The organism is Leptospira weilii serovar Ranarum str. ICFT (assembly GCF_000332415.1).
Classification (GTDB): Bacteria; Spirochaetota; Leptospiria; order Leptospirales; family Leptospiraceae; genus Leptospira; species Leptospira weilii_A.
On record NZ_AOHC02000034.1, the window covers coordinates 36,505 to 44,071 of the forward strand.

A 7,567-nucleotide genomic window follows, 5' to 3' on the forward strand; every position below is an offset into this window, starting at 1 on the left:
TTGATCCGAAAGAATCACCGCCTAAAAAGAATCTTCTCGAAAACCGGATCGGTTCGTCAAACCATTCAAGCTACGGTTCGATACGACGTTTGATTTTCTTTTTAAAAAGATGGAAAAGGATACGATGTTTATCGTTTCGACGGATGTTTTTTTTAATTGGGAATTGAGGTTGCCAGAGGATTCTAAGGGATAAACTTTGAATTATGGAAACCGTAAAAATCGCAGGTCTGAATGTTCCCGTTTCAAAATCCGGAATCAATTCCGGAAGTCTTGGATCCGATCTCGTCGAGACGGATTCCACCGTTCGTAACTTGTCCAATATTCTTTATCCGTTGTTGGAAGGCAAACCCGTCCTTCTCGTCGGAGACGCCGGTGTGGGAAAGAACGCTCTGATCTATTACATCAATTATAAAAGAAAACATCCCACTTCGAGATTCAGCTTTAACGAGGACACTCTTCCCGAAGACCTGATCGGTTCGTATCGAATCCTGATGGACGGAAGAGGATTTGTTTGGTCGGACGGTCCGTTGACTGCGGCGATTCGTTCGGGCCATAGTTTTGTCGCGGACGAGATGAACCTTTGTCCGCCGCATATCATCAAACGATTCTCCACGGTTTATGAGTCCGCCTATTTGGAGTTAATCGAAGGGGACGGTTCCAGAATTTACAGCGGCGACGGTTTTAATTTTATCGGAACTCAAAATCCATCCGAAGGTTTTGAGGGAAGAAAGCCGCTGCCGTTTGACATCACTCGTTTTTTCTCGGTGGTTTTTATCGATCCTCATACTCCGGATGAAATTCTTTTTATATTAAAAAAACTTTATCCTTCTTTGAGCGAATCCTTGCTTCGATCCTGCATCCGGATTTCCATAGAAACCGAAAATCGAGTCGTAACGGGCAAACTCGGAAAAGGAGATCTGGAAAAGTATCATTTTAATATTCGAAACTTGAAAAAACTTTGCAATCGTCTTTTGGGTTTAAAAGCGGACACGAGCGAACTTCAGTTCCGGGAATTTTGGAATTTTTACGTGGAACCTTTTCGCAAAAAAGAGGACAGGGATTTTCAGATCGAGTTGTTGCTCGGCGAATCTGGTTTGAAAATGACTCCGGAACTTCCCGAACCGAGTTTTCAGATTCATAAGGGAATTTTGTACTGCAACGATAAGGCGGTTCCCGTCCGGGACGAAAATCGCGCCAAAGAGCTGTTAGGCGGGGTTCCTCTTCCTTTCAAACTTCGGGAATTCTCCGAGAAAATTTTTACGGCGGTTCAATTTCAAGAAAACGTTTTGATCGAGTATTCGGAAGAACAGGATCCACAGATTTTACTTCCGCTTTTTACCGAAATTTCGGGGCTTCCTCTGGAGACGGTCAGCCTTTGTAAGGGAATTCATACTTCGGATATCATCGGAGCCTTGAAGCCGATCGACGGTTCCAAGGTGGATTGGGTGGACGGTCCTCTGACTCGAGGGATTCGGGAAGGCGGAAACATTCTCATCACGAACCTGGAAGCGGCGGGCGCCGAACTCGTAGAAAAATTGAATATGTTAACCGACGACGCGCGATCTCTCACCCTTCCTCCCGAAGCCGGAAGAACGGAACCGATCCAACTCACGGAAGAATCCAGAATCTTCGCGCTCAAACTCTTTCGTAAATCCAAGTCCACCGCTACCATTTCCAGAGCGTTTCGTAATCGTTTTACGAGCGTTTTGTTTCCGGACCTCGAAGACGAATCCACGTTAACCGAAATTCTATCCTTTTATCTTCCCGGAAACGGTTTGATTTTGAAGATGGTCGCCTTTCACTTGAAGATCCGAGATCTCGCCAAAAAAAGAACCGTCGGTTCCGCGAACCTCCTTCCGTATCTATTCGGACTTTCTAATATTCTTTTTTGGAAGGATCATATTCTGCGTTATGCGGATGAGAAGGGCGGAGAAGCGGGTCTCAAAGAAGCCGCGGTTCGAGGCGGAAAGATCGCTTACACCAATCAAATCGCCGATCCGAAAGAAAGGATGGAACTCGAAAAGATTTTGGATTTCCAAATGTCGGGTATCGAAGTCGAATCGGATTTCTTCAAGGTTCTTGAGGATAAGAAAAAAAAAACTCTGACAACGGCCACCGACATTGAAAAAAAAAGTTGGTGGAATCCCGAACTTCATAAAAGAGAAGCGTTAACCGGTAAGGCCAAACTTCTCAACTCCGGAAATCCTCTCAAAAGAGGAATCGAAATCGATACTCCGGAAACCGGCGGCCAAACCAAAGAAGGCGCCGACGCTTGGTACGGCCAGGATACCCGAGGCAACAAGGGCCAAGGCGAACCCGCGGGCGGAGGCGGGGCCTGGGGTTATCGCACCGAAGAACTCTATAAACAATTTCTTGCCAAACGAAAAATTCTCTGGGACTACGCGATCCAAGTTTCCTTGAAAGAATTCAAAGAAGTGTTCGGTCAGAGTTTGGAAGACATTGAACTCAACCTCGATCGCCTTTTTGATCCGGAGATCGACATCACGAGAATGTATCGAAACGAAGGAAACCGGATCGATACTCGGAAATATATTTCCTTCTTATCCGGAAGAGGGGACAGTAAAGTTTTCGATCGTACGATCATCGATAAAAACGAGGAAAAACTCAAAGGTGTGGAAGTCGCCTTTCTCGTTTCCAAGTCCAGAAGAATCTTCAATTTTGAATATGCCGTTGCCGTGATCTCCGCGATGCTTTCTTCCGCGTACATCCTCAACGAACACGAAGTCGATTTTTCGATCCACGCGTATTCGGATCGAAACAACAAAAAAGATCGGATCGATCTGATTCCGATCAAACGCCTGGACGAAACCTACGACGAAGTAAAAGAAGAAGAGATGTTCAATTTTCTCAGAACCGATTGGCAGGGCGATTCCGTGGAAGAATATCAACTCCTTGAAAAAGTGGAATCGTATTTTTCGCCGGAAGCACAGACTAAAATCGTTGTCATGATTTCCGATTTTCGCGGGCAAAGAGGAAAGGCGGAAGTTTCCGACGAAATCAATTCTAGGGACAACCGCAAACTACATGCAGAAATTTTAAAGAACCAAAATCGAAACTACGTCTTCTTAGGCGTCGGGCTCGGTAGGAGATACATCGCGGAACATCTGTTTCAAGATTCCATCCAGATCACTTCGGATAATTTTTACAATATGCCCAATTTGATCGGAACCGAACTCGGCAGATTGATTTTGACACATCATAGTATGAGAAATTGATTCTCTGTTTTGCACGTATTTCGTCTAACGGAGCGTGAAATCTAAGTTATGCGAAGTGCCTGCTATTGTTTCGACTGATAAATCTTTGCAGGATTTAAAACTTTTAATATTTTCTTGTCCAAGGCCCAAAGCTTCAAATTTCTTTTCATTGCTTCGTTGATTATCACTGAATCGATTAAACCGGCGCTTTTATCTTTTAACTTCTGTTCGTAGGAAAGTTTTCCCGCTTCAAGAAAACTATTTTCCGAAGTCAAAGTATTTAAATTTTCCCAGTACTCTAATATAAATGAAACCTCTGATTTGCTTTTACAACGCTGAAGAAGTTCTCCAAAGATAACTTCATGTACAATCACTTCGGAAGATTCTATTAAATCTCTTAGTTCGCTAAAATAGGGTTCATTTCTTTTGAAAAACTCGATCCAGATCGAAGTATCAACTAATACCATTATCTTTCTCGATTTAGATTTCGTATACTTTCACTGCTAAATCCTTTTTGGAAAGCTAATGGTGATTTATCTAATTTCTGATTTAGCTTTTTAATTTTTGCCTGCTTTAACCATTCAGAAAGTGCCTTTTGTAGCGAATCTGTTATATTCTTCCCGCCAGAATATTTCTGAATTTCAGTTATCAAATCATCGGGTAAAATCGCTGTAACTTTCATACGATCTATGATACGATGCGGTTTCGTATTTTGCCAGCTTTTTTATCGTTTCACCCGAATTTCTTTTTCGATTATTGTTTCCTTTTAAAATTAAGCTTTGCAGGAATGTCGCCTAACGTATTTGGATACGCGAAGTTGAGCGGGGGAGGCGAGTGTGCGAAGGAATTAGGACGAGGTTTTGAGTGAGCCTTAGCGAACGTTTTGCAAACCGAGTGACAAAACAAATGTGCCGCAGGCTGGAGTGAGACCGAGCGGGAACGGGAACCGTGAGTGACGAACGGAGCGAGAAGTCGACGTTAGGCGATCGTGCGTACTTTAATTTAAGATTTGATCATCTCAGAATTAATAATATTTAATGCCTTACCTTTTTTAGTTTTGTAGAAAAGGAAATCACTATCTAAAGTTAAAATATCTTTTATTCCATAAATTTCTGAAAGACTCACAAGAGATGCATCTGCAAAATCCATAGGTCGGTCGAAATATTTTTCCATGTAATGATGAATTGATGAAAAATGCTCATTATCTTGATTTAGAATTGTAATTGCTCCGTCTTTAATCCATTCGATAAATGAATTTTGAATTTTCTTATTATCCGACAACAAATACGAAACTTCCGTTACAACTGCTAACGTCGTAAATAATCTTCCTTTGAAAACTTTGAGAAATGATCTAACCTCAGTGCAATAAACATCCGATTCATCGAAGAAAGCTACGATAGGCCCGGTATCAATAATTACTTTTATCATTTACCTTTTTGTTTTTTCAATATCGCATCTTTAATATACTTTTGATGATTTACCGATTTATCAGAAATACCGCTGTGGTATTGGCCAAAGTATTTTTTACCTAATTCATAGGCTGAAGGTTTTTGCGCAAAGTTATTAATATAATAAACTAAAGACTCTTTAATGACCTCTGATTTACTTTTATTTTCAATTTTCGCCACTTCCGATAATTTCTTTTCCAATTCTGGGGGTAATCGAAGACTAATCATATTCTCCTCATGTATCACATTTGTAATACATTTTCGATTTTGTCAATGAAATTTTTGAACTCGCTTTAATTACAAAAATGAATATATAAATACGTTTTTCTATTTCAAAAGTCTTTTTGTACGCACGTCGCCTAACGAAAGAGACTTCTCGACGTTGCGTCCGCAAGCGCCTGTGCGCGAGGCGGTTGGCACGAGGTTCGAGCGTCCTTAGGCCGTCCCGCAAGCCGAACGTCAAAGCGAATGTGGCGGAGCCCGTAGTGAGTCCGAGCGGAAACCGCGAGTGGTGAACGAAGCGAGAAGCCGGAGTTCCATCCCTCGCCATTTAGCGAAGATCCGCAGCGTTAAAAATGGCGAGGGGAAACCGTAATTAGACGAAGGTTTTTATTGAATCGATTATTATCCTAATCAACCAACATTTCCTTTATAATCAATTTCATTTTATTAACTGTTTTCGGATCAATTTTCCCTAACTTTTTTATCAGACGTATTTTATCCACAGTTCGAATTTGATCTAACACAATCCAACCTTTCTTGTTTTGAAATGTTAATTCAACTCTGGTTGGATAGGTTCGAGATTTAGCCGTCATTGGTGCGATAATAATTGTTCCAATGGTTTTATTCATTTCATTAGGTGAAATTATTACGCAAGGTCTTGATTTTTTTATCTCATGTCCGACTGTTGGGTCTAAATTAATCAAATACACTTCATATTGAGAAATCACCATTCCCAATCCTTGACTGATAAATCTATTGAATCGGGAATAAGTAACTTATCATCTTTATTAGATGACATTGATTTAAATTGTTTTTCCCACCCTTCTCTCGGTTTTGATTTTAACGGTACAATAATTAGTTTATTATTATCGATTAGTAAATCTACTTCTTCTTCAATATTGCATTCTTCTAAAACTGCCTTAGGGATCCGAATACCTTTGGAATTACCTATTTTTACAACTGAAGCTTTCATTGTAATTACTATGTAATTACAATGATATTTGTCAATCAAAAAGGAATCATTCTCTTTCCTTGAATGGACACCAATTATGGAAAATAAACTTTATATCTTGAATACCCTCGAAACTTTCATTTCAAAATGATATCTAAAAACTTTCACCTAACGAAAGATAATTGTCGAAGTTCCGCGTGTCCGCAAGCGCGTCTGTGTGCGAAGGGATTGGAACGAGGTTCGAGTGGGCTTTAGCGAACGTCTCGCAAACCGAAGTGACAAAGCAATATGGCTTTAGCCCTGAGTGAGCGCGAGCGGGAACCGTGAGTCGCGAACGCAGTGAGAAGCCGAAGTTCGTTGCTCTCACGCGTCTGTAAGAGTAAATCACATTAACTAATTACTCTAGCCAGCGAATTCGATTGACATTCTTTATATTTACTAAATATTTACGCTATACATATGTCTATGTCAATTGAATTCGAATGGGATACATCGAAAAATACCGCAAATAGAAAAAAACATAAAATTTCATTTGAAGAAGCAAAAACAGTCTTTTACGACGAAAACGCAAGGATTATAAATGACCCAGATCATTCTGAATATGAAGAAAGATTTATCATACTTGGATTTAGTTATAAATTAAATCTTTTAATGGTTTCGCATTGTTATCGCGCTTCAAAAAACACAATCCGAATTATCTCAGCAAGAAAAGCAACGAAATTAGAATCTAAACAATACGAGGAATTTTTATGAGAAAAGAATACGATTTTTCAAAGTCAAAGAAAAACACCTATTTTAAAAAAACTGAAAAAAGCCAATTACGATTAGAGTTGATGTTGATACTATCGGATACTTTAAAACTTTATCCGATCAGACCGGTATTCCATATCAAAATTTAATCAATTTATACTTAGCTGAATGTGCTTCGAAACATAAGAAAATTGACCTTACTTGGAAGTAATATCCTTTCTTAATTCTTGAAGATAAGATGCTTTCCCAAATTTACATTTCAAGCGGGATGCCAACTAACGAAATGGGCTTCTCGACGTTGCGTCCGCAAGCGCTTCTGCGCGACGCGGTTGGCACAAGGTTCGAGTGGACACCTAGTATAACGTCTCGCAAACCGAAGTGACAAAGCAATATGGCTTTAGCCCTGAGTGAGCGCGAGCGGGAACCGTGAGTCGCGAACGAAGCGAAAAGTCGAAGTGGGCGCCAAACTACTTTTCTTTTTTATACACCTAGTATAAGGATTCGTAATTTGCAACCCCTTGATTTGAATTCCATCTTGTAAATCTTCACTTAATAGCGTTTTACAATTCGCTTCTATCGCAGAACCTATAAGGACAGAATCGTAAAAAGACAGTTTATATCGGTCTCTGATTTCAATTGCATTCAAAATATTCTCATTAGTATAATAGACGCTACATAATGGGAACATAACTTTTTTTTAAATATAGTTCTAGGTCTTTCCGTTTGAGAGGTATCTGAAATTTTTTCAAAGCTACATTTGAAAATTCTTGAATAACTTGATAACTAATTACATAATTATTTTCTGCTAAAGCTGTCGAAACGATCTCCTTTGATTTCTCATGTTTCGTTTTATTTTTTGTATCAAAATTATAAATAAACAGATTAGTATCCAGGAATACTTTATCTTTCATTCATCTCATCCCTAGTAAACTTGCGACCAACTTTAACGTAATTTAGCTTTTGTAATAGATACTAGGTGT

Annotated in this window: 8 protein-coding genes and 3 pseudogenes; 3 read left to right on the plus strand and 8 right to left on the minus strand. The window is 39.7% G+C overall.

Going from position 1 to position 7,567, the window contains the following annotated elements; all coding sequences use genetic code 11:
• Positions 1-203: 203 nt before the first annotated feature.
• Positions 204-3,236: an AAA family ATPase gene (locus LEP1GSC060_RS10070; RefSeq protein WP_003003043.1), complete on the plus strand. Its 3,033-nt coding sequence runs from the start codon at positions 204-206 to the stop codon at positions 3,234-3,236.
• A gap of 62 nt (positions 3,237-3,298) precedes the next feature.
• Here the strand turns inward: LEP1GSC060_RS10070 and LEP1GSC060_RS10075 are convergent, their stop codons facing one another.
• From LEP1GSC060_RS10075 to LEP1GSC060_RS10100, 6 genes are all read right to left on the minus strand, one after another.
• On the minus strand, positions 3,299-3,682 hold the full coding sequence (locus LEP1GSC060_RS10075; RefSeq protein WP_036096087.1) for a PIN domain-containing protein: 384 nt from the start codon (positions 3,680-3,682) through the stop codon (positions 3,299-3,301).
• Positions 3,682-3,897, minus strand: coding sequence for a hypothetical protein (locus LEP1GSC060_RS10080; protein WP_036096089.1), 216 nt, complete (start codon positions 3,895-3,897; stop codon positions 3,682-3,684). The genes LEP1GSC060_RS10075 and LEP1GSC060_RS10080 overlap by 1 nt, the downstream gene beginning before the upstream one ends.
• Positions 3,898-4,217: 320 nt before the next feature.
• Entirely contained in the window at positions 4,218-4,643 is a 426-nt protein-coding gene (locus LEP1GSC060_RS10085; protein ID WP_080634544.1) for a type II toxin-antitoxin system VapC family toxin, read from the minus strand.
• On the minus strand, positions 4,640-4,891 hold the full coding sequence (locus LEP1GSC060_RS10090; RefSeq protein ID WP_036096091.1) for a ribbon-helix-helix protein, CopG family: 252 nt from the start codon (positions 4,889-4,891) through the stop codon (positions 4,640-4,642). The genes LEP1GSC060_RS10085 and LEP1GSC060_RS10090 overlap by 4 nt, the downstream gene beginning before the upstream one ends.
• A 401-nt stretch (positions 4,892-5,292) precedes the next feature.
• Complete coding sequence (locus LEP1GSC060_RS10095; RefSeq protein WP_036096093.1) at positions 5,293-5,616, minus strand: type II toxin-antitoxin system PemK/MazF family toxin; 324 nt, start codon at positions 5,614-5,616, stop codon at positions 5,293-5,295.
• Positions 5,610-5,858 (minus strand): AbrB/MazE/SpoVT family DNA-binding domain-containing protein, encoded by a 249-nt coding sequence (locus tag LEP1GSC060_RS10100; protein ID WP_036096101.1) that lies wholly within the window; start codon positions 5,856-5,858, stop codon positions 5,610-5,612. The genes LEP1GSC060_RS10095 and LEP1GSC060_RS10100 overlap by 7 nt, the downstream gene beginning before the upstream one ends.
• 444 nt (positions 5,859-6,302) lie before the next feature.
• On the opposite strand from LEP1GSC060_RS10100, the gene LEP1GSC060_RS10105 reads away from it, so the two are divergent.
• Entirely contained in the window at positions 6,303-6,590 is a 288-nt protein-coding gene (locus tag LEP1GSC060_RS10105; protein ID WP_003003123.1) for a BrnT family toxin, read from the plus strand.
• Positions 6,587-6,798, plus strand: a pseudogene (locus LEP1GSC060_RS19445) (CopG family antitoxin). Before LEP1GSC060_RS10105 ends, LEP1GSC060_RS19445 begins: the two are co-directional and overlap by 4 nt.
• Positions 6,799-7,059: 261 nt before the next feature.
• Here the strand turns inward: LEP1GSC060_RS19445 and LEP1GSC060_RS18965 are convergent.
• Positions 7,060-7,498: pseudogene (locus tag LEP1GSC060_RS18965) on the minus strand (PIN domain-containing protein); the annotation flags it as partial.
• Positions 7,488-7,556, minus strand: a pseudogene (locus LEP1GSC060_RS19995) (antitoxin); the annotation flags it as partial. The pseudogenes LEP1GSC060_RS18965 and LEP1GSC060_RS19995, both read right to left, overlap by 11 nt.
• Between the last annotated feature and the right edge of the window lie 11 nt (positions 7,557-7,567).